Below are 26,667 nucleotides of genomic sequence, written 5' to 3' on the forward strand. Positions count from 1 at the left end.
CCGTGGATGATAGAACGCAAAGAACGATACATTCAAAGCGGCGAACAACCGCCGTCACCTGCAAGCTATTCAGGAGCGCGCTTTGGCAAACCCTGCTATCAAAACTGTTCTCACAGCGGCCCACTGGGGGCCGATGCTGGTCGACACCGACGGCGAAAAGGTTCTCGCATCCCGTGGCGCACTGCCAACCCGTCACCCCAACTCACTGCAAACCGTGGTCCAGGATCAGGTGCATAGCGAAACGCGCGTGCGCTATCCGATGGTGCGTAAAGGTTTTCTGGCCTCGCCCGCAAACCCGCAGGGTGTTCGCGGGCAGGATGAGTTTGTGCGGGTGAGCTGGGACGATGCGCTGGAACTGATTCACCGCCAGCATAAACGCATTCGCGACACTTACGGACCGGCGTCCATTTTTGCCGGTTCCTACGGCTGGCGCTCGAACGGCGTGCTGCACAAAGCGGCGACGCTGTTGCAGCGGTATATGAGTCTGGCGGGCGGCTACACCGGGCATCTGGGGGATTATTCCACCGGGGCCGCGCAGGCGATTATGCCGCACGTGGTCGGCAGCAACGAAGTGTACCAGCAGCAGACCAGCTGGCCGTTGATCCTCGAACACAGCGATGTGGTGGTGCTGTGGAGCGCTAACCCGCTCAATACGCTGAAGATTGCCTGGAACGCCACCGATGAGCAGGGCATCCCTTACTTTGACGCGCTGCGCAAAAGCGGCAAGCGGGTCATCTGTATCGATCCGATGCGCTCAGAAACCGTCGATTTCTTCGGCGACAGCTGCGAGTGGATTGCCCCGCACATGGGTACGGACGTGGCTTTAATGCTCGGTATCGCCCATACGCTGGCGGAGAATGGCTGGCAGGATGACGACTTTCTCTCCCGTTGCACCGTAGGTTACGACACGTTCGCCACTTACCTGACCGGTGAGCGCGATGGCGTGGCAAAAACCGCTGAATGGGCGGCGGATATTTGTGGCATCGAGGCGGTGAAAATCCGCGAACTGGCAGCCATTTTCCACGAAAACACCACCATGTTGATGTCGGGCTGGGGGATGCAACGCCAGCAGTTCGGCGAGCAGAAACACTGGATGCTGGTCACCCTGGCCGCCATGCTCGGGCAGATTGGCACCCCTGGCGGCGGTTTTGGCCTCTCTTACCATTTCGCCAATGGCGGCAACCCGACGCGGCGCGCGGCAGTGCTGGCATCCATGCAGGGTACGGTGAAAGACGGTGTTGATGCGGTGGATAAAATCCCCGTCGCCCGCATTATTGAGGCGCTGGAAAACCCCGGTGCGCCGTACCAGCACAATGGGATGGATCGCCACTTTCCGGATATCCGCTTTGTCTGGTGGGCGGGCGGCGCGAACTTTACCCATCATCAGGATACCAACCGGCTCATCCGCGCCTGGCAGAAGCCAGAGTTGGTGGTTATTTCCGAATGCTTCTGGACGGCGGCGGCGAAGCACGCCGACATCGTACTGCCCGCCACCACCTCTTTTGAACGCAACGATCTGACCATGACCGGCGATTACAGCAACCAGCATCTGGTACCGATGAAACAGGTTGTCGCGCCGCAGTATGAAGCGCGGGATGATTGGGCGGTGTTTGCTGAGTTGAGCGAGCGTTGGGAAGCCGGTGGCCGCGAGCGTTTTACGGAAGGGAAAAGCGACCTGCAATGGCTGGAGACGTTTTACAACATTGCTGCACAGCGCGGAGCCAGCCAGCACGTGACGCTGCCGCCGTTTGATGCGTTCTGGCAGGCCAATCAGTTGATCGAGATGCCGGAGAGTGAGCAGAACGCGCGCTTCGTTCGCTTTGGCGATTTCCGCCGCGACCCGCAGGCCAATCCGCTGAAAACGCCGAGCGGTAAAATCGAAATCTTCTCGCAACGCATCCAAAGCTTTGGTTATGCGGATTGCCCACCGCATCCGATGTGGCTGGAGCCGGACGAATGGCACGGTAACGCCAAACCGCAGCAGTTGCAGGTGTTATCTGCGCATCCGGCGCATCGCCTGCACAGTCAGCTCAACTTTACCCGTTTGCGTGAGGAGTACGCCGTTGCAGGCCGCGAACCGGTGACCTTGCATCCGCAGGATGCGCAGGCTCGGGGCATTGCGACAGGCGATGTCGTGCGCGTGTGGAACGGGCGCGGCCAGGTGCTGGCAGGGGCCGTGGTGACAGAGGGCATTAAGCCTGGCATTCTCTGCATCCATGAAGGCGCATGGCCGGATCTCGACCCGGCGGCGGGGGGGATCTGTAAAAACGGTGCGGTGAATGTGCTGACCAAAGATTTGCCCAGCTCGCGTCTGGGCAACGGTTGCGCAGGTAATACTGCGTTAGCGTGGGTGGAGAAATACCAGGGCCCGCAGCTTACGCTGACGGCGTTTGATCCGCCTGCCAGTTCATGATCCACGTCGGGTGGCGAGTTTCCTCCTGCCATGCGCTGTCTTCAATACGAAAACCCTGCGCATGGTAGAAGTTCACCGCCCGTTCGTTTTTCTGATACACCTCAAGGCTTAGCCAGGGAAAGCGCTGTTTGGCATGATCCATCAGCGCTTTACCAATCCCCTGGCCTATTGCGGTTGGGCGTACGAACAGCGCGCCAATAAACTGCGCATCCATAACGCTGATAAACCCTTCCAGTGTCCCGTTTTTTTCCCATACCCAGGTTTTCGCCGACGGAAGGTAAGCGTCGCGCACCAGCGCTTCGCTCTCGTGCCAGTAGCGCACCTCAATAAACGGATGCGCATAGATGGTGCTTTCCAGCCATAAGTTCAGCAGCGGCGACAGGTCTTTATTACGCCACGCGCGGATCATGCTGTCCCCCGGGGTGGCAGATACAGCCGGTAATATGATCGTTAACCAGGCCGCAGGCTTGCATAAACGAGTAACAGATGGTGGTGCCGACGAATTTGAAGCCGCGTTTTTTTAGCGCCTTTGATAATGCATCTGACGCGGGTGTTGACGTGGGGATCTCACTCAATGCGGCGGCGTTTGTGATTTGCGGTGTGTGATCGACAAACCCCCAGACAAAGTCTGAAAATGATTCGCCGTTTTGCGCCATCGACAGGTAGGCGCGGGCGTTGCCAATGATCGCTTCAATCTTGCCGCGATGGCGAATAATTCCGGCATTTTGCAGCAGCGTTTCCACATCTTCAGCCGTCATTGCGGCCACGCGCTCAGGGTCGAACTGATGGAAAGCGTTGCGGTAATTTTCGCGTTTTTTCAATACGGTGATCCACGACAACCCGGCCTGTTGCCCTTCCAGACAGATCATTTCAAATAATTTTTTGCCGTCCTTTTCCGCAACTCCCCACTCCCGATCGTGGTAAGCAAGATAGAGCGGATCCTGAGTGACCCAACCACAACGTTGCATAGTGTTACTCCGTTCGCGATATATTCAAATAATCGTCAGCCTGTCTTGACGAGTGTGTTAAAAAGGCAATAGTTAAGTAAGGGTTATAGACCCGCCAAAAACGATAACTATTACGCCGGATTCGGCTCTTTTCTGGAGTCGCATATTGATGAGAATAACCAACAGTGGCCTCTTGTTTGCGCTAGTGCCGGTCTGCCTCTTTTTTTGCCCGGCGGCAATCGCCTGGCAGCAAGAATATTCTGTTACCGGGCATCAGAGTACAGCGCCTGAACACTATATCTGGGATAGCGAACGTCAGCCGCGCTACAACGACATTCTGGAGGAGCGTATCCGCTCCGCGCAGAATTCGCCGGGCATTGCCTTTAACCTGCCGGATGACACACCGCTGGACGCCACCAATACCATGAGCGTGGGGTTAAATTTTCCGCTGGCGCGTGATGTCACAACGGGGCCGGTGGCGGTATGGCATTACGATGGCTCAACGACCTCAATGTATAACGAATTCGGCGATAGCGCGACCACCATGCAGTTCAGCGATCCGCTGTGGCATGCCAGCGTCAGCTCGCTGGGATGGCGGCTGGATAGCCGCTTCGGCGACCTGCGCCCCTGGGCGCAAATCAGCTATAACCAGCAAGTTGGCGAAAACGTCTGGAAGAGTCAGTCCGGCGTTTCCCGTCTCACTCCCGCCAATCAATATGGCAACTGGCTGGATGTCTCCCTCGGCGCAGATATGCTGCTGAGCAGGCACCTGGCTGCCTATGCGTCGATGTCGCAGTCCGAAAATGAGACGCTCGGGCAGAATTATCTTTATAGCATGGGCGTAAACGCGCGTTTTTAAGTGTATTTAAAACAAATATTTTACACTTAAGAAACAATAACGGCGCGCGTTCTGTCGATAGTATGCACTAACTCACATAAGCGAATGTCGACGGTGAATTTTCAGCGTGCCGTTCATTCCCGTACAGATGCATTTCATTCCCTCCTTACTGCATTTCATGCCTTTTTCACCCAGGCATGAAATGCGCTTCGTTATGGTTGTCGGCAGTGAATTCCTTTCTTCTTTCTGCAGGACGACTGCCATGAATACTTCAACTGTTAATCGCACGCGCTGGCTGACGCTGGTCGGCACCATTATTACGCAATTTGCGTTAGGGTCCGTTTATACCTGGAGTCTGTTCAATAGCTCGCTGGCGGAAAAGCTGGATCAGCCGGTAAGCCAGGTGGCGTTCTCCTTTGGTTTGCTGAGCCTGGGTCTGGCGCTCTCGTCGTCTGTGGCTGGAAAATTACAGGAACGTTTTGGTGTAAAACGCGTCACGATGGCGTCCGGGATCCTGCTTGGTGTGGGGTTCTTTCTGACGGCGCACTCTCACAGCTTGCTGATGCTCTGGCTGAGTGCGGGCGTGCTGGTAGGGTTGGCCGATGGCGCGGGTTATCTGTTAACGCTCTCCAACTGTGTTAAATGGTTCCCGGAACGCAAAGGGCTGATTTCTGCCTTTTCCATTGGCTCTTATGGCCTTGGTAGCCTGGGATTCAAATTTATCGACAGCCACCTGCTTGCCACTGTGGGTCTGGAAAATACCTTTATGATCTGGGGCGCCATGGTGCTGGTGATGATTGTGTTCGGCGCCACCATGATGACCGATGCGCCGTTGCAGAAAACCGCCTCCGTCAACGGTGTTGTGGAACATGACTTCACACTGGCGCAGTCAATGCGTAAACCGCAGTACTGGATGCTGGCGGTGATGTTCCTGACCGCCTGCATGAGCGGCCTGTATGTTATTGGCGTGGCAAAAGATATTGCGCAGGGCATGGTGCGCCTGGATGTGGCGACAGCCGCCAATGCGGTGACGGTGATTGCGATTGCCAACCTGAGCGGCCGCCTGGTGTTGGGGATCCTGTCCGACAAAATGGCCCGTATCCGCGTGATTACTCTCGGCCAGGTGATTTCGCTGGTGGGAATGGCGGCACTGCTGTTCGCGCCGCTGAATGCCACCACGTTCTTCGCCGCTATCGCCTGTGTTGCATTTAACTTCGGCGGCACCATTACCGTATTCCCGTCGCTGGTGAGTGAGTTCTTCGGCCTGAACAATCTGGCGAAAAACTACGGGGTGATTTATCTGGGCTTTGGTATTGGCAGTATTTGCGGTTCGATTATCGCCTCGCTGTTTGGCGGCTTTTATGTCACTTTCTGCGTTATCTTTGCCCTGCTGATTGTGTCGCTGGCGCTGTCGACCACCATTCGCCAACCGCAACGCCGCCTCTACAAAGAGGCCCATGCCTGAATAACCTGCGCTGTCTGAAAACCGCCGCTGCAACGGCGGTTTTTTTGTCCTTACCGCAAATTCCCGCCAGAGCGACTATCCTTACTTGTCAGGTTCTTCCAACAGAAGGAGTCTTACATGTCTTTAGAAAAAGTGGTTTATCGTGCGAAAGCTAAAGCAACCGGGGGCCGCGATGGCCGCGCAATCTCTTCTGATGGTGTGCTGGATGTGAAACTGGGCGTGCCGAAAGAGATGGGCGGAGCAGGCGGGGACGTTACCAATCCGGAGCAACTCTTTGCGGCGGGCTACTCCGCCTGTTTTCTTGGCGCACTCAAACACGTTGCCTCGGTAGAGAAAAAGAAAGTACCGCAGGACGCCTACATTGAGGGGCAAGTGGGCATTGGCCCGTTGCCGACCGGCTTTGGTATCGAAGCGCAACTCGACATTCATCTTCCGGGCATGGATCATCAGGAAGCCGAAGCGCTGGTGCAAAAAGCGCACATTGTTTGCCCCTACTCAAACGCAACCCGCGGCAACATCGACGTTAAGCTTAACGTCATCACCTCCTGATAACCTCTTTCAGTGACATTTTTCTGACGCCGGCCTGATATTTTTGTAAATATGTGGTCGGCGAGCACTCATGCCTGACACTTTTCCGCCCTGCTATGGTCTACTTACCGCGCTTTAGAAGTTTCCAATGTTAACTTCCGCCGCGACTTCTTAGCCTGCATTCGTTACTGGTCGACGATTGCCTGGCGTTACTTTCCCTTTTTTCAGGGTTGTTTGCATGAGTTATATCAAGACGATGACCCAGCAGAAGCTGAGCTTCTTTCTGGCGTTGTATATCGGTCTGTTTATGAATAGCGCAGTTTTTTACCGTCGGTTTGACGGCTATGCGCAAGCTTTCACCGTTTTGAAAGGACTCTCTGCGGTTGTTGAACTTGTTGGTACGGTACTGGTCACGTTTTTCTTACTGCGTGTCTTGTCGTTGTTTGGCCGTCGCGCCTGGCGTGTACTGGCCTCGCTGGTGGTGCTGTTCTCCGCCAGCGCCAGCTTCTATATGACCTTCCTCAATGTGGTCATTGGCTATGGCATTATTGCCTCAGTGATGACCACCGATATCGATTTATCGAAGGAAGTGGTGGGCTGGCAGCTTGTCGTCTGGGTGGTGATGGTCAGCGCGCTGCCGCTGCTGTTTATCTGGAGCAACCGCTGCCGTTATACCTTACTGCGCCAGCTGCACACTCCGGGGCAGCGCGTTCGCAGCGTCACGTTGGTGGTGCTGGCGGGGTTGATGGTCTGGGGACCGATTCGCCTGCTCGACATGCAGCAAAAAGATGACGAGAAGATCTCCGGCGTCGATATGCCAAGCTATGGCGGCGTTGTGGCGAACTCTTATTTACCCTCTAACTGGCTCTCCGCGCTGGGGCTGTATGCCTGGGCGCAGGTGGATGAATCGTCAGACAATAAATCGCTGATGAACCCGGCGACAAAATTTACCTACGTAGCGCCGAAGGACATCGACGACACCTGGGTGGTGTTTATCATCGGTGAGACCACGCGCTGGGATCATATGGGAATGTTGGGCTATTCCCGTAATACCACGCCGAAGCTGGCGCAGGAGAAAAATCTTGTCACGTTTCGCGGCGAGTCGTGCGATACGGCGACAAAACTCTCTCTGCGCTGCATGTTTGTGCGTGAAGGCGGCGCGGATGATAACCCGCAACGTACGCTGAAAGAGCAAAATGTCTTTTCCGTGCTCAAGCAACTGGGTTTCACCACCGATTTGTACGCGATGCAAAGCGAGATGTGGTTCTACAGCAACACGATGGCGGATAACATCGCCTACCGTGAACAGATTGGCGCGGAGCCGCGCAACCGCGGCAAAAGCGTGGATGACATGCTGCTCATCGATGAGATGCAACGCTCGCTGGACAATAAGAACAGCGGTAAGCACATGATTATCTTGCATACCAAAGGGTCGCACTTTAACTACACCCAGCGTTATCCGCGCAGTTTCGCGCAGTGGACGCCGGAGTGTCAGGCCTCTGGCAAATGCAGCAAGGAAGAGTTGATTAACTCGTATGATAACTCGGTGACCTATGTGGATTACTTTATCGATAAGGTGATCGATAAGCTGCGTGACCGCAAAGCGATTATCTTCTATGCAGCGGATCACGGTGAGTCTATTAACGATAAAGAGCACCTGCACGGTACGCCGCGTAAAATGGCGCCGCCAGAGCAGTTCCGCGTGCCGATGATGGTGTGGATGTCGGATAAGTACTTACAGGACCCGGACAAGGCGAAGATGTTTGCTCAACTGAAGCAACAGGCGGAGTACAAGACTGCGCGCCGCCACGTTGAACTGTACGACACCATTATGGGATGTCTCGGTTACACCTCGCCAAACGGCGGGATAAACGAGAACAACAACTGGTGTCATCTGCCGGCGCAACCCGCGAAGTAAGCGCTCTGCTGGCTTTATCACCAGTCAGTACGCTTTTTTACATTAAGGGATTGACGGAGCATGTTGGGGGCAGTAAGATGCGCCCCGCATTCGGTGATTGGCGCAGCCTGGTAGCGCACTTCGTTCGGGACGAAGGGGTCGGAGGTTCGAATCCTCTATCACCGACCAAATTCAGAAAAACCCAACCGCAAGGTTGGGTTTTTTGCTTTCTGCATCCGAAAGAGGATGAGAACCTCCGGGGGTGGAGGTTCGACCCGAGCGCAGCGAGAGAACGTTGCTTCAGCAACGGCCCGCAGGGCGAGCCACGCAGTGGCGAGTCATCCTCTATCACCGACCAAATTCAGAAAAACCCAACCGCAAGGTTGGGTTTTTTGCGTTCTGCCTCTGTCTTACCTGTCCGCTCCGCACAATCCCGCAACCCGGGGAACCTGACCGACCCGACACAAACGAAACCGGGCAATGCCGCCTGAAATCGCCCTTATCCTCACTTCTCACTGCCAGCTCGCTGTTTTGTGAGATATTCCATTGTATTTTTTTATATATAGATGAATCTTTTTTCGCGTTGCTTATAGATAGAGTCAGCATATTACGCTGTGCGTTTTAACGTTCGCGGTATTAATCGCTCATATATTCAGCATTCCGTAAGAATTTTTTCATAATCTGGATGAATGTTAATCACTGAATACTTTCTGATAGCAAGGTGATTATTCTGCCATCATGGCGGTAGCACAATTTTCTCTGCTGAAAATAGAGGCTTGAAGTTTTTTTTAACTTTGTCTGCGGATTCTCACCGCCGTTGTAAATCCCGGTTACCTGTATTGACGTTTTGACATTCTGTTGACAGATTGTAGGGCATGAGGGGCATTTCAAGGAGAATCTGTACTGCAACTCAGTCAACCTTGTGAAAGGAATCCCCATCTCTCATAACGCCCTCGGGCACTACCGACCAGACCGGGTAAAAAACTAATAAAGGCCTGTCGGACATACCCAATGCATGGGTAACAACACATATCACATTGGAGCAGAATCAATGAGTATTTCCTTGAAGAAGTCAGGGATGCTGAAGCTCGGTCTTAGCCTGGTGGCAATGACCGTCGCAGCCAGCGTGCAAGCAAAAACCCTGGTTTATTGTTCTGAAGGTTCGCCTGAAGGCTTCAACCCACAGCTTTTCACCTCTGGTACCACTTACGATGCCAGCTCAGTGCCGATCTATAATCGTCTGGTAGAATTTAAAACCGGCACCACTGAAGTCATTCCGGGTCTGTCTGAAAAGTGGGAAGTCAGCGCCGATGGCAAAACCTACACTTTCCACCTGCGTAAAGGCGTGAAGTGGCAGAACAACAAAGATTTCAAACCGACGCGTGAATTCAACGCTGACGACGTCGTGTTCTCTTTTGATCGTCAGAAAAACGCGCAAAACCCGTACCACAAAGTCTCTGGCGGCAGCTACGAATACTTCGAAGGCATGGGTCTGCCGGACCTGATTAGCGAAGTGAAGAAAGTCGACGACCACACGGTGCAGTTCGTGCTGACCCGTCCGGAGTCGCCGTTCCTGGCTGACCTGGCAATGGACTTCGCTTCCATCCTGTCCAAAGAGTACGCAGACAACATGCTGAAAGCGGGCACCCCGGAGAAAGTTGACCTTGATCCGATCGGTACCGGTCCGTTCCAGCTGCTGCAGTACCAGAAAGACTCCCGCATTCTGTACAAAGCGTTTGAAGGCTTCTGGGGCACCAAGCCGAAAATCGATCGTCTGGTCTTCTCCATCACGCCTGACGCCTCTGTACGTTATGCCAAACTGCAGAAAAACGAATGCCAGGTTATGCCGTACCCGAACCCGGCTGACATCGCGCGCATGAAGGAAGACAAAAATATCAACCTGCTGGAGCAGGCGGGTCTGAACGTCGGCTACATGTCCTTCAACACCGAGAAGAAACCGTTTGATGACGTGAAAGTGCGTCAGGCGCTGACTTACGCGGTAAATAAAGAAGCGATCATCAAAGCGGTGTACCAGGGCGCGGGCGTAGCGGCGAAAAACCTGATCCCGCCGACCATGTGGGGCTATAACGACGACGTTAAAGATTACACCTACGATCCTGAGAAGGCGAAACAACTGCTGAAAGAAGCCGGTCAGGATAAAGGCTTTACCGTTGAGCTGTGGGCAATGCCGGTACAACGTCCGTACAACCCGAACGCTCGCCGTATGGCGGAGATGATTCAGGCTGACTGGGCGAAAGTCGGCGTGCAGGCCAAGATCGTCACTTACGAGTGGGGTGAATACCTGAAGCGTGCGAAAGCAGGCGAACACCAGGCGGTGATGATGGGCTGGACCGGCGACAACGGGGATCCGGATAACTTCTTCGCTACCCTGTTTAGCTGCGCTGCGGCAAAAGATGGCTCCAACTACTCCCGCTGGTGCTACAAACCGTTTGAAGATCTGATTCAACCGGCGCGCGCCACCGATGACCACAACAAGCGTGTTGAACTCTACAAACAGGCTCAGGTAGTGATGCATGACCAGGCTCCGGCGCTGATCGTGGCGCACTCCACCGTTTACGAGCCCGTGCGTAAAGAAGTCAAAGGCTACGTGGTTGACCCATTAGGCAAACACCACTTCGAAAACGTGTCTGTCGAATAAAAAGCACGAAGCTTTATCCCCTCTTCCCACTGGGGAGAGGGGTAAAGCGTATTCCCTGCGTGCAGGGAATTTACATTTGTGAGCAATACAGATGCACCGTCGCCAGGCGCTGCGTCACTACTGAGAATCCGGGTTATGTTGCAGTTCATTCTCCGACGTTTGGGGCTGGTTATCCCCACGTTTATCGGTATCACCCTTCTCACCTTTGCCTTTGTCCATATGATCCCCGGCGATCCGGTGATGATCATGGCGGGTGAGCGTGGTATCTCTCCTGAGCGTCACGCCCAGTTGCTGGCCGAGCTTGGGCTCGACAAGCCGCTCTGGGAACAGTACGTCCATTATGTATGGGGCGTGTTGCACGGTGATTTAGGTATCTCTCTTAAGAGCCGTCTTCCGGTGTGGGACGAGTTCGTGCCGCGTTTTAAAGCGACGCTTGAACTCGGTATCTGCGCCATGATTTTTGCCGTTGCCGTGGGCATTCCGGTCGGCGTTATGGCTGCCGTGAAGCGCGGTTCCATTTTCGATCACACCGCAGTGAGCCTCGCGCTGACCGGTTATTCGATGCCTATCTTCTGGTGGGGCATGATGCTTATCATGCTGGTATCGGTGCAACTCAACCTGACGCCGGTCTCCGGGCGTGTCAGCGATATGGTGTTCCTCGACGACAGTAACCCACTCACCGGGTTTATGCTGATAGATACCGCTATCTGGGGCGAGCAGGGGAACTTTATCGACGCGCTCGCGCATATGATCCTGCCGGCAATTGTGCTCGGTACGATCCCACTGGCGGTGATTGTGCGTATGACGCGCTCCTCGATGCTGGAAGTGCTGGGTGAAGATTACATTCGTACCGCCCGCGCAAAAGGGCTGACCCGTATGCGCGTGATCATCGTTCATGCCCTGCGTAACGCGATGTTGCCGGTGGTGACGGTTATCGGTCTGCAAGTCGGCACATTGCTGGCGGGCGCTATTCTGACCGAAACCATCTTTTCCTGGCCGGGCCTTGGCCGCTGGCTGATTGATGCGCTGCAACGCCGCGACTATCCGGTTGTGCAGGGCGGGGTATTACTGGTCGCGACGATGATCATTCTCGTCAACCTGCTGGTCGACCTGCTCTACGGCGTGGTGAACCCGCGTATCCGGCATAAGAAGTAAGGGGCCATCATGTCACAAGTCACTGAAAATAAAGTTGTAGCTGCACCGGTGCCGATGACCCCGTTGCAGGAGTTCTGGCACTATTTCAAACGTAACAAAGGCGCCGTTGTGGGGCTGGCTTACGTGCTTATCATGCTGATTATCGCCGTGTTCGCCAATTTCCTGGCACCGCACAACCCGGCAGATCAATTCCGTGATGCGCTGCTCGCGCCGCCGGTCTGGCAGGATGGCGGCACCTGGACGCATATCCTGGGGACGGACGATGTGGGCCGCGATACGCTGTCGCGTCTGATGTTTGGCGCGCGTCTGTCGCTGCTGGTCGGTTGTCTGGTGGTGGTGCTGTCGCTGATTGCCGGTATCGTGCTGGGCCTGGTCGCAGGCTACTTCGGCGGTCTGATCGACAACATCATCATGCGTGTTGTCGACATTATGCTGGCTCTGCCGAGCTTGCTGCTGGCACTGGTTCTGGTGGCCATTTTTGGTCCGTCGATAGTCAATGCCTCGCTGGCGCTCACCTTTGTGGCGTTGCCGCACTATGTCCGACTCACCCGCGCCGCCGTGCTGGTGGAGGTGAATCGCGACTACGTGACGGCTTCCCGCGTCGCCGGTGCCGGTGCGATGCGCCAGATGTTCGTTAACATTTTCCCGAACTGCCTTGCGCCGCTGATTGTTCAGGCGTCGCTCGGTTTCTCTAACGCCATTCTCGATATGGCCGCCCTTGGCTTCCTTGGCATGGGTGCGCAGCCGCCAACACCGGAGTGGGGCACCATGCTCTCCGACGTGTTGCAGTTCGCACAAAGTGCCTGGTGGGTCGTGACCTTCCCGGGCGTCGCGATCTTGCTGACGGTGCTGGCATTTAACCTGATGGGTGACGGCCTGCGCGATGCGCTCGATCCCAAACTGAAGCAGTAAGAGGTTCGAGATGGCGTTATTAAATGTAGATAAATTATCGGTGCACTTCGGCGACGTGGGCTCCGAGTTCCGTGCCGTAGATCGCGTGAGCTATAGCGTAAGCCAGGGCGAAGTGGTCGGCATCGTCGGCGAGTCCGGTTCTGGTAAATCGGTCAGCTCGCTGGCAATCATGGGGCTGATTGACTTCCCCGGCCGCGTTATGGCCGACAAGCTGGAGTTCAACGGCCAGGACCTGAAACGCATTTCGGAAAAAGAGCGCCGCAGCCTGGTGGGCTCCGAAGTGGCGATGATTTTTCAGGATCCGATGACCAGCCTGAACCCGTGCTATACGGTCGGCTTCCAGATTATGGAAGCCATCAAAGTGCATCAGGGCGGGAATAAAAAAACCCGACGTCAGCGCGCGATTGACCTGCTGACGCAGGTGGGTATTCCCGATCCGGCCTCGCGTCTGGATGTTTACCCGCACCAGCTTTCCGGTGGGATGAGCCAGCGCGTGATGATCGCGATGGCGATTGCCTGCCAGCCAAAACTGCTGATTGCCGATGAACCGACCACCGCACTGGATGTGACGATTCAGGCGCAGATCATCGAACTTTTGCTGGAGCTTCAGCAAAAAGAGAATATGGCGCTGATCCTGATTACCCACGATCTGGCGCTGGTGGCGGAAGCGGCGCACAAAATCATTGTGATGTACGCAGGCCAGGTGGTGGAAACCGGCGAAGCGCGCGATATCTTCCGTGCGCCGCGTCACCCCTATACGCAGGCGCTGCTGCGTGCGCTGCCGGAGTTCGCGCAGGACAAAGCCCGTCTGGCGTCATTGCCGGGTGTGGTGCCGGGCAAATATGACCGCCCGACCGGCTGCCTGCTCAACCCGCGCTGCCCGTATGCAACGGACAAATGCCGTGAGCAAGAGCCTGAGCTGAACACCGTCGACGGCGGCCGTCAGTCTAAATGTCACTACCCACTCGATGACGCCGGGAGGCCGACACTATGAGTACGCACGAGGCCACCTCGCAACAGCCGCTGTTGCAGGCTATCGACCTGAAGAAACACTACCCGGTGAAGAAAGGGCTGTTTGCCCCGGAGCGCCTGGTCAAAGCGCTGGATGGCGTCTCATTTACGCTGGAGCGCGGTAAAACTCTTGCGGTGGTGGGCGAGTCCGGCTGTGGTAAATCCACGCTTGGTCGTTTGCTGACGATGATTGAAACCCCGACCGGCGGGGAGCTCTATTATCAGGGGCAGGATCTGCTTAAGCACGATCCGCACGCGCAAAAGCTGCGCCGCCAGAAAATCCAGATTGTCTTCCAGAACCCGTACGGTTCGCTGAACCCGCGTAAAAAAGTGGGGCAAATCCTCGAAGAGCCGCTGCTGATTAACACGGCTCTGAGCAAAGAGGCGCGCCGGGAAAAAGCGCTGGCGATGATGGCAAAAGTTGGCCTGAAAACCGAGCATTATGATCGCTACCCGCACATGTTCTCGGGCGGGCAACGTCAGCGTATTGCTATCGCCCGTGGTCTGATGCTCGACCCGGATGTGGTGATTGCCGATGAACCGGTCTCCGCGCTGGACGTTTCCGTACGTGCGCAGGTACTGAACCTGATGATGGATTTGCAGCAGGATCTGGGGCTGTCTTACGTGTTTATTTCTCACGATCTGTCGGTCGTTGAGCACATTGCCGATGAAGTGATGGTGATGTACCTCGGCCGCTGCGTGGAGAAGGGCACCAAAGATCAGATCTTCTCCAATCCGCGCCATCCCTATACGCAGGCGCTGCTGTCGGCAACACCGCGTCTGAACCCGGATGAGCGCCGCGAGCGTATTAAACTGACCGGCGAGCTGCCAAGCCCGCTGAATCCACCGCCGGGCTGTGCATTTAACGCCCGTTGCCGTCGCCGTTTTGGTCCCTGCACCCAGTTGCAGCCGCAACTGAAGGACTACGGCGGTCAACTGGTTGCCTGTTTTGCGGTTGACCAGGACGAGAACGGCGAGAAACCGCTGGCATAAACATCGCTGTAACGTACTGCCCGGTAAGGTATATTTACCGGGCTTTTTTTTTATCCTTTTCCCACTCTGGCGATAATCTTAAAACCTGAGTAAAATTCCGGCTTATTTTAAATATTTCCAAAAAACTGCCAAAAAAGGTAGTTTCGGAATAAGTCCAGCAGTAAGAATGAGTTAGATAAATTACGGCTTTTTTAACCGCAAATTTTTATTTCAAAATATTTCGGTAAGTAATAAAAAATTAAACCAATAGTTATTTATCGTAGCTTATTATTCTATTAATTTAATTAAAAATAATTAAATTATATTTAAATTTTAATTAAGTTGACTTATTCGCCTGCTGGTGGCGCTTTTTTGTGGTCTTAAATGCTGTAATGGTAATTGTGAAAAAAAAAGATAGCACATGTATAGAGATTATTTATATATTTGCTGGAAATTAACAGTGTGTTAGCAGCGCTACAATTTCTGCCGCGAAAACAGGCTGTGGATAATAGAAAACGCGTTATCACGTACCCACGCACAACAGCACCGCGAAAATAAAAAATCATACGACTACCTAAACCAGGTCACTAAGATCCTGACGGTGGCGGGTACAATATTATTTTGTAAATCATGAGAATAACTATGAATCATTACGATGATTTGCAGAGGTTCAAGGACAAGACTCGTAACCAGAAACTCGATTTCAAGGATCTCTCTGCACAAAACTTAGCAAACGACCAGGGCAGTTGGACCATTATTAATCAGCTTTCTCCTGCAACCGAAACCTCCACGCTGGCAATGGGCGGCCATGTGTCCGTTCCGGTTCCTCACGCAGTGGAACCCGATCTCTTCGCCATCAGCGCAGAAGAAGAGGCTCCGCTTGCCGTTCCGGATCTCCGTGACGTGACGCCTGTGCCGTCGGCCTCCATTTTCAAGGATGTCGCCAGCCAGCTTGATGCCGTCGCGCCCGCGTTTAACGCCGCGGCGAACAGTCCGGAACCCGACAGATATGCGCCTGTAATGCAGATGCCTGCCCCGCGGGCTGCCTCTGGCGGATCGTCTTCTGAGCCTGCCAGTTTCGCCCGACTCTTTGCGCCAAAAGCGCCGGAAGCGGAACAGACTGTTGAAAAAAACCAGCCCTTACAATCGTTGTTAGAAAGGATCGCGTCATGCCGTTAATTTGTGTTTGTTCGCCGAAAGGCGGCGTCGGAAAAACGACGCTGACGGCTAACCTGGCGTATGCTCTTGCCCGTTCTGGCAGCAAAGTTCTGGCACTGGACTTCGATGTGCAAAACGCGCTGCGTCTGCATTTTGGCGTGCCGCTCTCTGACGGGCGCGGTTTCGTGGCGAAGGCTGCGGAATCCTCCGACTGGAGCCAGTTTGTCCTTACGGCGGGCGGCAATATTTTTGTTCTGCCGTATGGCGATGCCACTGAGGAAGAGCGTGTTGCGTTTGAAGAGCGTCTGACCCATGACGAACACTTCCTGACTCGCGGTCTGAATACGCTGCTTAACTATCCCGGCCTGATCATTGTTGCCGACTTCCCTCCCGGACCGTCTGCGGCATTAAAAGCCATGTCGCGGCTGGCCGATGTGCACCTGGTTACGCTGCTGGCGGATACCGCATCGCTCTCCCTGCTGCCGCACATCGACAATAACCGCCTGACCGGTGAAGTCCTCAACCGTAAATCCGGCCACTACTTTGTGGTGAATCAGAGCGACAACCGCCGCCAGATTAGCCGCGATGTGACGGCATTTATGGAACAGCGTCTGGGCAATAAGCTGCTGGGCGTCCTGCACCGGGATGAGAGCGTTGCGGAAGCGAATGCATCGCAACAGTCGATCTTTGACTTCAGTCCGGCCTCCGCAGCGGCATTTGATATTGAACTCATTGCCAAACGCGTCGCCGGTATTTTAGGCGTCAAGATCGGCGACGGTACCGTTCACAGTAAACCCAAGATGTCTGGCTTCTAACGCTCACGGGCACCCCCATGAAAAAGTTTCTTTATATATTGCTGGCGCTGGCAATGGTTCCGGTTGCCCTTTTAGTGGTCATTACGCCGATGGACAGCCAAAAACAGTACATTTTTGGCCTGATCAGTATCGGTATTTTATTTCTGCTCGGCTTCAGCAAAAAGCGCAGCATCTCCCTGATTATGGTGGTGATGTCGATATTGCTGTCGACGCGTTATATGTATTTCCGCCTGACGCAAACCCTGCACTTTAATTCCGAAATCGAAACGATCCTCGGGATGGGGTTATTTCTGGCGGAAGTCTACGTGTGGGTAATGCTGCTGCTCAGCTATTTGCAGACCGCATGGCCGCTGAAGCGTGAAATCGTCCCGCTGCCGGACGATATGAACCAGTGGCCGACCGTCGATATTTACATTCCGACCTATAACGAACCGCTGGACGTGGTGCGCGACACGGTGCTGGCGGCGCAGTGTATTGATTACCCGCGCAACAAGATGCAAATCTATCTGCTCGATGACGGTAAACGCCGTGAGTTTGCGGTATTCGCCGCCGATGTGGGCGTCGGCTACATCACCCGTAATGATAATGCGCACGCCAAAGCCGGTAACCTTAACCACGCCATGAAACTCACCAACGGCGAGCTGATTTGCGTGTTCGACTGTGACCACGTGGCCACCCGTATTTTCCTGCAGGCGACGGTGGGCGGGTTCCTGAAAGATCCGAAACTGGCGCTGGTGCAGACGCCGCACTACTTTTATTCTCCCGATCCGTTCGAGCGTAACCTCTCGCTGGGACGAGATATCCCCAACGAAGGCTCGCTGTTCTATGGCCCAATTCAGCGGGGGAATGACAACTGGAACGCCACATTCTTCTGTGGATCCTGTGCGGTTATTCGCCGCAGCGCGCTGGAAGAGATTGGCGGTTTTGCCGTCGAAACCGTAACGGAAGATGCTCACACCGCGCTGAAAATGCAGCGCCTGGGCTGGGGCTCGGCATTCATTGATATTCCACTGGCGGCAGGCCTGGCCACCGAACGCCTGGTGCTGCATGTGATTCAACGTACCCGCTGGGCGCGCGGTATGACGCAGATATTCCGCCTCGACAACCCGCTGTTTGGCCGCGGGCTGACCATCCAGCAACGGCTGTGCTACCTGAGCGCCATGCTCTATTACCAGTTTGCACTGCCGCGCATCGCGTTTTTAACCGCGCCGCTGGCCTATCTGCTGTTTAACCTGAACATTATTCACTCGTCGGCGAGCCTGGTGTTTGCTTATGCGCTGCCGCATCTGTTCCTGTCGGTCTATGTCAACTCGCGGCTAAACGGGCGTTTCCGTTATAGCTTCTGGGGGGAAATTTACGACATCGTGCTGGCGTTCCACATTGTGCTGCCGACGGTCGTCACCATGTTCTTCCCGAAACGCGGGAAATTTAACGTGACCGATAAAGGCGGCCTGTTAAACGTTGGCTACTTCGACTTTAGCGTAGTGCGTCTGCATTTGATTATCGCGGTGTTACTCGGTGCGGGTGTGATAGCCGGTCTCGTGCGCGCCTTTGCCCATGACTATTTTGGCGTGGATCCGCGCGTTATCGCCCTGAACGTCGGCTGGGGATTGTACAGTCTGATCTTCCTGCTGGCGGCCATCGCCGTGGCGCGTGAAACGCGACAGACGCGCAAAACGATCCGTATCGATGTCGATATTCCGGTGTTGCTGCATTACGCCAGCGGCATCACCTCGCGCAGCAAAACCGCAGACTTGTCGATGGGCGGCTGTCGCGTTATCGCACCGGATGACCGCCATCTGAATGATGAAATAGAAGAAGTGGAGCTGCTGTTGCACTCCGGAGCGATCAGCATCCCGGTCAACACGGTGGCCAGTGACGAAGAGTATATCCGCCTGATGTTTGATGATATTCCGCTGTCGCGCCGCCGCGAGCTGGTGCGGGTGGTGCTTTCCCGCGCCGATGCGTGGATTAACCCGCCGAAACCGCAGGACAACCCGTTTCGTTCGATGGCGACTATCGTGCGCTGCGTGTTTGATCTGTTCTGGATGACCTGGACATCGCGCCGCGAAAACCGACGCCTGCGCGCTGAACAAGCGGCCAGTGCGGCCTCTGAAGAGGGGCGCGTATGAAACGTCTGACCACGCTGGCGGTGCTGGTGGGGGCGCTGTTTATCGCCCCGCTGCACAGTGAAGAAACCACGGTTGAATCGCTGCTGCCGCTCAACCTGCCTGCGCCGACACAGGCGCAAACGCTACCGGCTTTTGTCCCTTCGGTGGTGAACAGTATCAGCATTGCGCAAATGGGCCTGCCGCAGGGTATCACCCTGAGCGGTGGGCAATTCCAGGGCGGGGTGGATTTTACCCTGCCGGTAGACCAGGTGATGACCAATGCCCGGCTGGCGCTGAATTTAAAAATTTCCCCGGCGATGGCAGCGCGTAACGCCACGCTGCAATTGATGCTTAACGGCCAGCCGCTGGGCACCGTACCGCTGAGTGCCGCCGAAGGCGATACTGCCCGTTATCAACTGGATGTGCCGGCTGCATTGATGGTCTCCAGCAACAGCCTGAGCGTGAAAATTAACGATGGCGACGCGATGCAGTGTCAGCGCGACCTGAGCGACAAATATCGCGTTACAGTGCTGCCGGATTCGCATTTTGAACTGGAAGGGCAACAGCTGGATATCGGTGCGGATCTGAGCCACTTCCCGCGCCCGTTCTTTGACAGCATGCAGATGACACCTGCGGCTATTGCGGTAGCGTTTGGGCCAAAACTTAGCGCCGATACCATTAGCGCGGCGGCATTGATCGCCTCATGGCTGGGGATCCAGGCGGATTATCGCGGCGTCTCTTTTGCGACGTATCACGATCGTCTGCCGGAGAAAAACGGCATTTTGATCGGCCATCCCGGCGAGCAGATCGGCGGGCTGACGCTGCCGCAAACCACGCAGCCGCTGCTGAAAATTGTCGATAACCCGGCAAACCCGGTTTACAAACTGCTGCTGGTGGTCGGGAAAGACGATACCGAACTGCGTGCTGCAGCCTGGCGTTTAACGCGCGGCAATTTTGCCTCACAAACACCGTTCGTGGATGTGGATGCGCAAACTATTCCGTTGAGCAAACCGTATGATGCGCCGCGCTGGATCCCAACGGATCGCCCGGTGAAACTGACGGAGCTGATCCGCAAAGATCAAAGCCTGACCACCACCGGGATCTGGCATTCGCCGTTGCAGGTGGCGTTTCGCGCGGCACCCGATCTCTTCCTGTGGGACGGGGAAACCATTCCGCTGCATATCGGCTACCGTTTCCCGACGGAAAACTGGATTGATGAGCAGCGTTCATGGCTGAGCATGACCCTTAACGATTCCTTCCTGCATAACCTGCCGGTTAACAAGCAGGGCGCGCTGGAAACGTTGTGGCACAAACTGGGCGGCGATGCGCGGCAGGAGTCGTTTGATATGCCGCTGGAGCCGTACATGATTTACGGCGACAACCAGCTTTCGCTCTATTTCAACATCGTGCCGAAAGAGAACGCGCCGTGCAGCACTCTGCTGAACAACAACATCAAGAGCCGCATTGATGAGGACTCGTGGATTGATTTGAGCCACACCCGGCATTTTGCTCTGTTGCCAAACCTCTCTTACTTTGTCGGCGCGTCTTTCCCGTTTACCCGACAGGCAGACTATTCGGAAACGTTGCTGATGCTGCCTGCGCAACCGACAGAGACGCAAGTCGCGACCCTGCTGGATATGACGGCGCGCTCCGGGAATGCCACCGGCACCGCGCTTGGGCATAACCGTGTGGTACTGGGTCTACCGACCAATAGCGAGCTGATGCGCGACCGCGATGTGCTGGCGGTTACCGGCATGGAGCAGTCGGCGTTTAACCGCGCGCTGTTGGCGAATTCACCGTTTACTCTGCGCGACAGCACGCTGGGCGTTCGCGAGCCGGGGAACTGGCAGAAAATCCGCCGTTGGATCAGCGGCGACTGGGCGTCGCAGGGCATTGAAGCCGACCGCTACTTCTCCTCTAACGAAGCGTGGCGCGGTTTTGTCAGCTTCCGCTCACCGTGGAATGACGAACGGCTGGTGGTGCTGGCGTTGGGCAGCAACGACGAGCAACTCTCCCGATTGCACGCTGACCTCAGTTCCGCGCGCATTAATGCCGGGATTCGCGGCGATGTGGCCATCATTACCAACGAAACCGGTGTGCGCAGTTTCCGCGTGGGTGAGCAATTCCCGAGCGGCGAAATGCCGGTGCATATGATGGTGATTTGGTATGCCAACCAGCACTCAGCACTGCTGGCGATCCTCGGACTGCTGTTTGGCTCGCTGGTCGGCGGGGTGCTGTATATCGTGCTGAAAAAACGCGAGCGTAAACGTCTTGATCCGGAGAGCGACAAGTGAAAAAGGTCACCACCATGAGCGTAAAAACCGCCCGTCGGTTATCCACATTCTGCCTCTCCGGCGCACTGATCCTCAGCACTCCGGGGCTGGCGCACGCCGCAGCGAATGACGCTGCGCTGAAGGCGCTGTTCGATCAGGCCAACTACTGGCATGAAAAGTCCCACGACGATCTGGCCATGGAGTCGCTGAAAAAAGTCTTAATGGTCGATGCCAACAACGCGCAGGCGATGTATCTGATGGCACTGTGGGCGCAGCAAAACGGCGATCTGCAAACCGCAGCGCAGTGGCGCGCACGGCTGGCGAAAGCCGCGCCGGGAGACAGCAGCCTGCAGGCGCTGGATAACGCAAAACAGCTCGCGCAAGTGCCGCAGGGGCAGCTTACGCTCGCCCGTCAGCAAGCGCGTAGCGGCAACGTCCCGGCGGCGCTGGAGACGTGGCGCAGCATGTTTAACGGCGACACGCCGCCGCCAAGCCTCGCGCCGGAATACTACCAGACCATGGCGAGCGACAAAGCGCTCTACCCGCAGGCGCTGGCGCAGCTGCGCAGTTTTGTGGCGCAGTATCCACAGGACACGGCCGCCCGTATTGCGTTGGGTAAAATGTTGACCTGGCGTGAAGAGACGCGCCGCGACGGGATTTTGTTGCTGGAACCGATGTCCAGCGGCAGTCGCGAGGCCGATGACGGCTTACGACAGGCGCTGTTATGGCTGGGGCCGCAGCCCGGCGATGAGCGTTTTTACGATACCTGGTTGCAGCGCCATCCGCAGGATAGCGAAGTGCAGGCGTACTATCGCAAAAATGTCGGCGGCGCGGCGAAAGGCGCAGGCTTTAACGCCCTCAACAGCGGAGACAGCAGCCTGGCGAAACAGAAGTTCGCCCAGGTGTTACAGGCTAACCCGGACGATGCAGACGCGTTAGCGGGCCTGGGCTACATTGCCCAGCGCAATGGCGATTATCAGGCTGCCGCGCAGTACCTTAACCGCGCGGCGAGTCAGGGCGGAGACGCCTCCGGCGAACGGCGTGCGCAAGCAGAGGATGCGGCGTTTTACGGCCAACTGGCGCAGGCCCAGCATGCGTTAAAACAGGGCAATGTCAGCGAAGCGCTGGCACTCTCTGCGCCGCTGGCGCAACAGAGTGGCGAACGCGGAACGGCGGCAAAACTGTTCCGTGCGGATGTGTTGCGGCAGAACAAAGATTACAGCCAGGCCGAACAGACGCTGCGCGGCATTCTTAATGAACAACCGCAGAATGCCCCGGCGCGGGAAAATCTCTACTACGTGCTGCGCGACCAGAACAAGACCGCGGAAGCGCAGGCCATGCTGAATACGTTACCGGCGGGCTTGCAGGCGAAGTTGCAACCGCGCGTGGTCACCGGAACGCCGGGCGACCCGCTGCGCCGCCAGGCACAGCAACTGGTTGCGGCGGGGAACACGGAGCAGGCGATCAACGTATTACGTCAGGGAGTGGCGCGACTGCCGGACGACCCGTGGTTGCGTCTCGACCTGGCGCGCTTGCTTCAGCAAACCGGGCGCGAGAGCGAAGGCGCGACCGTCATGATCCCCACCGGGCGTGACGGCGCAGGCGCCAGCTCGCTGTATGCCGGGGCGCTGTTTGCCAGTGAGAATGGCGGCTGGCAGCAGGCCAGCGCGTTGCTGGCGCGTATCTCTCCGGCCAGTCAAAACAGCCAGATGCGCGATCTTGCGCAGCGGGTGAATTACAACCTGCAAATGGCGACCGCAGAGCGTTACCTCGCTCAGGGCAATATGACCGCAGCGTCTAACACGCTGAAAGCGCTGTCGGCCACGCCGCCGAAAAACCCGGTCGATGCCGGGAAACTGGCACGCATGCTGGCGCGAACCGGTGATTTGACCACCGCAGTGTCGCTGGTGCGTGACAACATGAAACAGGGCGTGCAGGGTAACGCCGGTGATTATGCCGATCAGGTCGCCGTGCTCAACCAGGCGGGTCTGAACCAGGAAGCACAGAGTTTTGTCTCCAGCCCGGAACTGCAATCGCGCAGCACCCCTGCGCAATTGGCGGGAGTGCGTAATGGTTATGTGATTAACGAAGCCGACCGGCTGCGTGAGCAGGGCAACTATGCCGCTGCGTACGACAAGCTGATCCGCGTACTGCAAAACGATCCGCAGAATACGGATTTAATGTTCGCAATGGGCCGTTTGTATCAGACGGGCAAAATGAACAAAGAAGCGGGCGTGCTGTATGACTACCTGATGACGCGGGACAGCGAGGATCAGGCAGCGCGCGTGGGCGCTATCGATGTGGCGCTGGCGGAAAACAATGTGGAGAAAGCGCAAAGCCTGGCCAATGGTCTGCGCAGCAACGCATCGCCAGAGCGCTTGCTGTTGCTGGCGCGTCTGGAAGAGGCGAAAGGCAATCACCAGCAGGCGATGACCTACCTGCGCAGCGCGCGCGGCAAGCTGGTGGGGCTGGACTCTTCCAACAGCGCGGCAACGCCGACCATCGGCGGTGTATTGCTGGCGGATAACCCGTTTATGACCACCAGTAAAACCACCGCTCCGCAATCGCTGTACGGGCAGACCCTGCCATGGCAAGTGGCGCAGGTGGCCCGTGAACCGGGCAGTACGCTGCCGGGCACCACCCGCACCGATTTACCGGTTGAAACCGTGCAGTCCCGTACACTGCGTCAGGTCGATGACATGATGCAGCAAATGGACGAGAAAACCGGGATGTGGCTACAGGGCAACGTGGAAATCCGCGGGCGTGATGGCGAAACCGGCACCAGTAAACTGACGGAAGCGAAAGCGCCGCTCACCTGGTCCAGTTCGCCGTTTGGCGAGTCGCGTTTTGAGTTTACCGCCACCCCGGTATCGCTGAGTTCGGGCAGCGCCTCGGGCGACGCCTGGCGTCGCTACGGCTCCAACCCGCTGGCGGACGCGGTGAGCAACATCAGCACCTCCATCAAAACGGCCAACAGTTCCACGGCAACGGATGGCAGCGATAAGTTCACCGATCTCGCCAGCTATGCCAGCGCCAGCAAACTGTCGCCCTTTACCGCAGAAGGGTATAGCAATCTGACCTCGCTGCTGAATTCGAGCCGCTTACAAAGCCTGAGCGAATCGAATTATAAGAAGAATTATAACGATGCGATTAACGCCTCGACCGATTCGCAAAACGCCAGCGGCGTTGAGCTGAATATGGCGCTGAGCGGCGACAGCTACAAGCTGGATGTCGGTACAACGCCGCTGGGTCAGGATCTCAGTACGCTGGTGGGCGGTGTGAAATGGTCGCCGAAACTGACCAACTACCTGACGTTGATCCTGACGGGTGAGCGTCGCGCGGTGACCGACAGCCTGCTCTCTTACGTGGGCCTGTATGACAAATACTCCGGCGAGCGTTGGGGGCGTGTCACCAAAAACGGCGGTAGCGCGCAGTTGAGCTACGATGACGGCGACGCCGGTTTCTACGTGGGCGGCGGTGGTTACAGCTATCTTGGCGAAAACGTGGCGAGCAACACCAGTATGAACGCCAGCGCCGGGGTCTATCTGCGCCCGTTGCATGACAGTTTCCGCCAGTTGCAGACCGGCCTTAGCGTGAGCTGGATGGATTTCTCGAAGAACCTCAGCTACTTCACCTATGGGCAGGGCGGCTACTTCAGCCCGCAGAACTACGTCAGTGTGGCGTTGCCGGTGGATTTCTCGCAGAAAATCGACAACTGGAAACTGCGGCTCGGCGGTTCGGTGGGGTATCAATCCTACACCCAGGATAAGAGCGACTATTTCCCGACCGCGCCAGAAGCGCAGCAGATGCTGCAACAGCTGGCTGATATGGGCTTTGTCAAAGAAGCGCAGTATGGCGGCCGTTCGCAAAACGGCATCGGCTATAACGTCCATGCCGGTCTGGATTACAACGTGAATAACAAAATGACGGTGGGCGGTAACGTCAGTTACGACACCTTCGGTAGCTATAACGAAAGCACCGCCGGACTTTATCTCCGGTATATGCTGGGAGACAAATAATGAAGACGGATAACGCCAACGCCTCGTTGCTGGCCTATTTTCAGCAGCAACAGACCCCGCCGGGCTGGTTTGATCTGCTTAACGTGATGATTGATGGCATGGTGCGTAATGTCGGCGAGGCGGAAAGCCTGCCGTTCCTGCGCCAGATGGGCGAAGCCATGGCGGATCGCACGCCGCTGCCCGTTTCGGAGACTGTGGGCGAGTTGGAGGCCCACATCAACGCGCAATTGCGGGTGTTCAATTGGGGCTGTATTGACATGATTGTCAGCGAAAATGGGCTGGCGTTCCGTCATCAGGGCATACCGGTCGCCCGCGATAAAGCGCTGCAAACACGCTGGTGCTCGGCGTTTTGCGCCATCCTGGAAGGGCTTTATTCGCGCTGGCTGCGCGGACAAGGCGGCGATTCCGGTCTCGTTTTTACGCGCGAAAGTCTCTATTCTGTGTCAGATGTAGTATTCCGCTACGCTAAACCACAGTGAGTTAACCCATGTTGAAGCGCATTTTCGCCGCGATGGTGGTGATGGTGAGTCTGCTGTTTTCGTCATTTTCCCAGGCCTCTGCGGCCTGGGATAGCTATAAAGCGCGGTTTCTGATGCCGGATGGACGTATCGTTGATACCGGCAACAAAAGCGTTTCTCACACCGAAGGTCAGGGCTACGCCATGCTAATGGCGGTGGCAAATAACGACAGAGCCGCATTCGACAGCATGTGGAACTGGACCAACAACACCCTGAAAAATAAAGATAACGGTCTCTATTACTGGCGTTATAACCCGGTGGAGGCCGATCCCATTCCCGATAAAAACGATGCTACTGACGGCGATGTGCTGATTGCCTGGGCGTTGTTAAAAGCCGGGCAGCGCTGGAATATTCCGGCGTATCTTGCGGCCTCCGATGCAATTACGCAGGCGGTGCTGAAACATACGGTGATCAGCTTTGCCGGTTACCGCGTGATGCTGCCAGGGGCGAACGGTTTCAACCTCAATACCTATGTGAACCTCAATCCCTCGTACTTTATCTTCCCGGCATGGCAGGATTTCGCCAACCGTAGCCATCTGGTGGCCTGGCGGGAACTGATCAAAGACGGGCAAACGCTGCTGGGCAAAATGGCCTGGGGTAAGGCGCAGTTGCCGACGGATTGGGTTGCATTGTCGGCGGAGGGCAAGCTGTCGCCAGCCAAAGAGTGGCCACCGCGCATGAGCTACGATGCGATTCGTATTCCGCTGTATGTGAGCTGGCAGGATGCGCAAAGCCCGCTGTTAACGCCATGGCGCAACTGGTGGCAAGGTTTTAGCCGCAACCAGACGCCTGCCTGGGTGAATGTCACGACCAACGATGCTGCGCCGTACAATATGAACGACGGGTTGCTGGCAGTGCGTGATCTCACGCTGGGCGCTGCGCCCGCTGAGCCGCAAATCACCGCGCAGGATGATTACTATTCCGCCAGTCTGAAGATGTTGGTGTGGCTGGCGCAGCAGAAGTAACTGCGCTGCTG

General features: G+C 56.1%; 19 protein-coding genes, 1 tRNA gene and 1 other RNA gene. 19 read left to right on the top strand and 2 right to left on the bottom strand.

The features are described 5' to 3' along the window. The first annotated feature begins 82 nt into the window (after positions 1-82). Positions 83-2,413 (top strand): molybdopterin guanine dinucleotide-containing S/N-oxide reductase, encoded by a 2,331-nt coding sequence (locus tag ACQ3G7_RS23715; RefSeq protein WP_430892638.1) that lies wholly within the window; start codon positions 83-85, stop codon positions 2,411-2,413. Here the strand turns inward: ACQ3G7_RS23715 and ACQ3G7_RS23720 are convergent. Continuing rightward, on the bottom strand, positions 2,376-2,822 hold the full coding sequence (locus tag ACQ3G7_RS23720; protein WP_263098851.1) for an N-acetyltransferase: 447 nt from the start codon (positions 2,820-2,822) through the stop codon (positions 2,376-2,378). The two genes, ACQ3G7_RS23715 and ACQ3G7_RS23720, sit on opposite strands and share 38 nt — an antisense overlap. After that, on the bottom strand, positions 2,803-3,381 hold the full coding sequence (gene tag / locus ACQ3G7_RS23725; protein ID WP_430892641.1) for a DNA-3-methyladenine glycosylase I: 579 nt from the start codon (positions 3,379-3,381) through the stop codon (positions 2,803-2,805). Before tag ends, ACQ3G7_RS23720 begins: the two co-directional genes overlap by 20 nt. Before the next feature lie 148 nt (positions 3,382-3,529). On the opposite strand from tag, the gene ACQ3G7_RS23730 reads away from it, so the two are divergent. From ACQ3G7_RS23730 to ACQ3G7_RS23815, 18 genes are all read left to right on the top strand, one after another. Further along, positions 3,530-4,219 carry an autotransporter domain-containing protein gene (locus ACQ3G7_RS23730; RefSeq protein WP_430892643.1) on the top strand — a complete coding sequence of 230 codons (690 nt, stop codon included), beginning with the start codon at positions 3,530-3,532 and terminating at the stop codon, positions 4,217-4,219. Between the two features lie 241 nt (positions 4,220-4,460). After that, entirely contained in the window at positions 4,461-5,663 is a 1,203-nt protein-coding gene (locus ACQ3G7_RS23735; RefSeq protein WP_263098855.1) for an L-lactate MFS transporter, read from the top strand. Positions 5,664-5,780: 117 nt separating this feature from the next. Then, the gene (locus ACQ3G7_RS23740; RefSeq protein ID WP_263098856.1) at positions 5,781-6,212 is read left to right on the top strand and encodes an organic hydroperoxide resistance protein; all 432 of its coding nucleotides are present in this window, start codon (positions 5,781-5,783) and stop codon (positions 6,210-6,212) included. A gap of 217 nt (positions 6,213-6,429) precedes the next feature. Then, positions 6,430-8,109, top strand: coding sequence for a kdo(2)-lipid A phosphoethanolamine 7''-transferase (gene eptB, locus ACQ3G7_RS23745; protein ID WP_430892645.1), 1,680 nt, complete (start codon positions 6,430-6,432; stop codon positions 8,107-8,109). A 91-nt stretch (positions 8,110-8,200) separates the two neighbouring features. Further along, positions 8,201-8,277, top strand: a tRNA-Pro gene (locus tag ACQ3G7_RS23750). A 36-nt stretch (positions 8,278-8,313) separates the two neighbouring features. Next, positions 8,314-8,446: non-coding RNA, RtT sRNA (locus tag ACQ3G7_RS23755), on the top strand. Positions 8,447-9,139: 693 nt separating this feature from the next. Continuing rightward, complete coding sequence (gene dppA, locus ACQ3G7_RS23760; RefSeq protein ID WP_263098858.1) at positions 9,140-10,747, top strand: dipeptide ABC transporter periplasmic-binding protein DppA; 1,608 nt, start codon at positions 9,140-9,142, stop codon at positions 10,745-10,747. 135 nt (positions 10,748-10,882) lie between these two features. After that, the gene (gene dppB, locus ACQ3G7_RS23765; RefSeq protein ID WP_263098859.1) at positions 10,883-11,902 is read left to right on the top strand and encodes a dipeptide ABC transporter permease DppB; all 1,020 of its coding nucleotides are present in this window, start codon (positions 10,883-10,885) and stop codon (positions 11,900-11,902) included. A 9-nt stretch (positions 11,903-11,911) separates the two neighbouring features. Next, a complete protein-coding gene (gene dppC / locus ACQ3G7_RS23770; RefSeq protein WP_263098860.1) occupies positions 11,912-12,814 on the top strand; it encodes a dipeptide ABC transporter permease DppC in 903 nt (300 codons plus the stop codon). A 10-nt stretch (positions 12,815-12,824) separates the two neighbouring features. Then, the gene (gene dppD / locus ACQ3G7_RS23775) at positions 12,825-13,808 is read left to right on the top strand and encodes a dipeptide ABC transporter ATP-binding protein (RefSeq protein WP_263098861.1); all 984 of its coding nucleotides are present in this window, start codon (positions 12,825-12,827) and stop codon (positions 13,806-13,808) included. Beyond that, complete coding sequence (dppF, locus tag ACQ3G7_RS23780) at positions 13,805-14,818, top strand: dipeptide ABC transporter ATP-binding subunit DppF (RefSeq protein WP_061492581.1); 1,014 nt, start codon at positions 13,805-13,807, stop codon at positions 14,816-14,818. The genes dppD and dppF overlap by 4 nt, the downstream gene beginning before the upstream one ends. A 621-nt stretch (positions 14,819-15,439) precedes the next feature. Further along, positions 15,440-15,976, top strand: coding sequence for a cellulose biosynthesis protein BcsO (gene bcsO, locus ACQ3G7_RS23785; protein WP_430892649.1), 537 nt, complete (start codon positions 15,440-15,442; stop codon positions 15,974-15,976). Continuing rightward, on the top strand, positions 15,967-16,770 hold the full coding sequence (bcsQ, locus tag ACQ3G7_RS23790) for a cellulose biosynthesis protein BcsQ (protein ID WP_263098864.1): 804 nt from the start codon (positions 15,967-15,969) through the stop codon (positions 16,768-16,770). The genes bcsO and bcsQ overlap by 10 nt, the downstream gene beginning before the upstream one ends. A 17-nt stretch (positions 16,771-16,787) precedes the next feature. Next, the gene (bcsA, locus tag ACQ3G7_RS23795) at positions 16,788-18,902 is read left to right on the top strand and encodes a UDP-forming cellulose synthase catalytic subunit (RefSeq protein WP_430892652.1); all 2,115 of its coding nucleotides are present in this window, start codon (positions 16,788-16,790) and stop codon (positions 18,900-18,902) included. Then, a complete protein-coding gene (gene bcsB / locus ACQ3G7_RS23800) occupies positions 18,899-21,175 on the top strand; it encodes a cellulose biosynthesis cyclic di-GMP-binding regulatory protein BcsB (protein WP_430892654.1) in 2,277 nt (758 codons plus the stop codon). The genes bcsA and bcsB overlap by 4 nt, the downstream gene beginning before the upstream one ends. 14 nt (positions 21,176-21,189) lie before the next feature. Next, positions 21,190-25,173 carry a cellulose biosynthesis protein BcsC gene (locus tag ACQ3G7_RS23805; RefSeq protein WP_430892660.1) on the top strand — a complete coding sequence of 1,328 codons (3,984 nt, stop codon included), beginning with the start codon at positions 21,190-21,192 and terminating at the stop codon, positions 25,171-25,173. Next, positions 25,173-25,652, top strand: coding sequence for a cellulose biosynthesis protein BcsD (gene bcsD / locus ACQ3G7_RS23810; RefSeq protein ID WP_430892656.1), 480 nt, complete (start codon positions 25,173-25,175; stop codon positions 25,650-25,652). The genes ACQ3G7_RS23805 and bcsD overlap by 1 nt, the downstream gene beginning before the upstream one ends. An 8-nt stretch (positions 25,653-25,660) precedes the next feature. Then, entirely contained in the window at positions 25,661-26,656 is a 996-nt protein-coding gene (locus tag ACQ3G7_RS23815) for a family 8 glycosyl hydrolase (RefSeq protein ID WP_430892658.1), read from the top strand. Positions 26,657-26,667 lie beyond the last annotated feature (11 nt).

This window comes from Kosakonia sp. N21, from assembly GCF_050587465.1.
Classification (GTDB): domain Bacteria; phylum Pseudomonadota; class Gammaproteobacteria; order Enterobacterales; family Enterobacteriaceae.

Excerpts from the sequence above, each read along its gene's own strand:
- bcsO (WP_430892649.1), top strand. The coding sequence starts at position 15,440 with ATGAATCATTACGATGATTTGCAGAGGTTCAAGGACAAGACTCGTAAC.
- dppA (WP_263098858.1), top strand. The coding sequence starts at position 9,140 with ATGAGTATTTCCTTGAAGAAGTCAGGGATGCTGAAGCTCGGTCTTAGC.
- dppD (WP_263098861.1), top strand. The coding sequence starts at position 12,825 with ATGGCGTTATTAAATGTAGATAAATTATCGGTGCACTTCGGCGACGTG.
- bcsB (WP_430892654.1), top strand. The coding sequence starts at position 18,899 with ATGAAACGTCTGACCACGCTGGCGGTGCTGGTGGGGGCGCTGTTTATC.
- bcsD (WP_430892656.1), top strand. The coding sequence starts at position 25,173 with ATGAAGACGGATAACGCCAACGCCTCGTTGCTGGCCTATTTTCAGCAG.
- ACQ3G7_RS23815 (WP_430892658.1), top strand. The coding sequence starts at position 25,661 with ATGTTGAAGCGCATTTTCGCCGCGATGGTGGTGATGGTGAGTCTGCTG.
- tag (WP_430892641.1), bottom strand. The coding sequence starts at position 3,381 with ATGCAACGTTGTGGTTGGGTCACTCAGGATCCGCTCTATCTTGCTTAC.
- dppC (WP_263098860.1), top strand. The coding sequence starts at position 11,912 with ATGTCACAAGTCACTGAAAATAAAGTTGTAGCTGCACCGGTGCCGATG.
- ACQ3G7_RS23730 (WP_430892643.1), top strand. The coding sequence starts at position 3,530 with ATGAGAATAACCAACAGTGGCCTCTTGTTTGCGCTAGTGCCGGTCTGC.
- ACQ3G7_RS23805 (WP_430892660.1), top strand. The coding sequence starts at position 21,190 with ATGAGCGTAAAAACCGCCCGTCGGTTATCCACATTCTGCCTCTCCGGC.
- ACQ3G7_RS23740 (WP_263098856.1), top strand. The coding sequence starts at position 5,781 with ATGTCTTTAGAAAAAGTGGTTTATCGTGCGAAAGCTAAAGCAACCGGG.
- bcsQ (WP_263098864.1), top strand. The coding sequence starts at position 15,967 with ATGCCGTTAATTTGTGTTTGTTCGCCGAAAGGCGGCGTCGGAAAAACG.
- eptB (WP_430892645.1), top strand. The coding sequence starts at position 6,430 with ATGAGTTATATCAAGACGATGACCCAGCAGAAGCTGAGCTTCTTTCTG.
- ACQ3G7_RS23735 (WP_263098855.1), top strand. The coding sequence starts at position 4,461 with ATGAATACTTCAACTGTTAATCGCACGCGCTGGCTGACGCTGGTCGGC.
- dppB (WP_263098859.1), top strand. The coding sequence starts at position 10,883 with ATGTTGCAGTTCATTCTCCGACGTTTGGGGCTGGTTATCCCCACGTTT.
- dppF (WP_061492581.1), top strand. The coding sequence starts at position 13,805 with ATGAGTACGCACGAGGCCACCTCGCAACAGCCGCTGTTGCAGGCTATC.
- bcsA (WP_430892652.1), top strand. The coding sequence starts at position 16,788 with ATGAAAAAGTTTCTTTATATATTGCTGGCGCTGGCAATGGTTCCGGTT.
- ACQ3G7_RS23720 (WP_263098851.1), bottom strand. The coding sequence starts at position 2,822 with ATGATCCGCGCGTGGCGTAATAAAGACCTGTCGCCGCTGCTGAACTTA.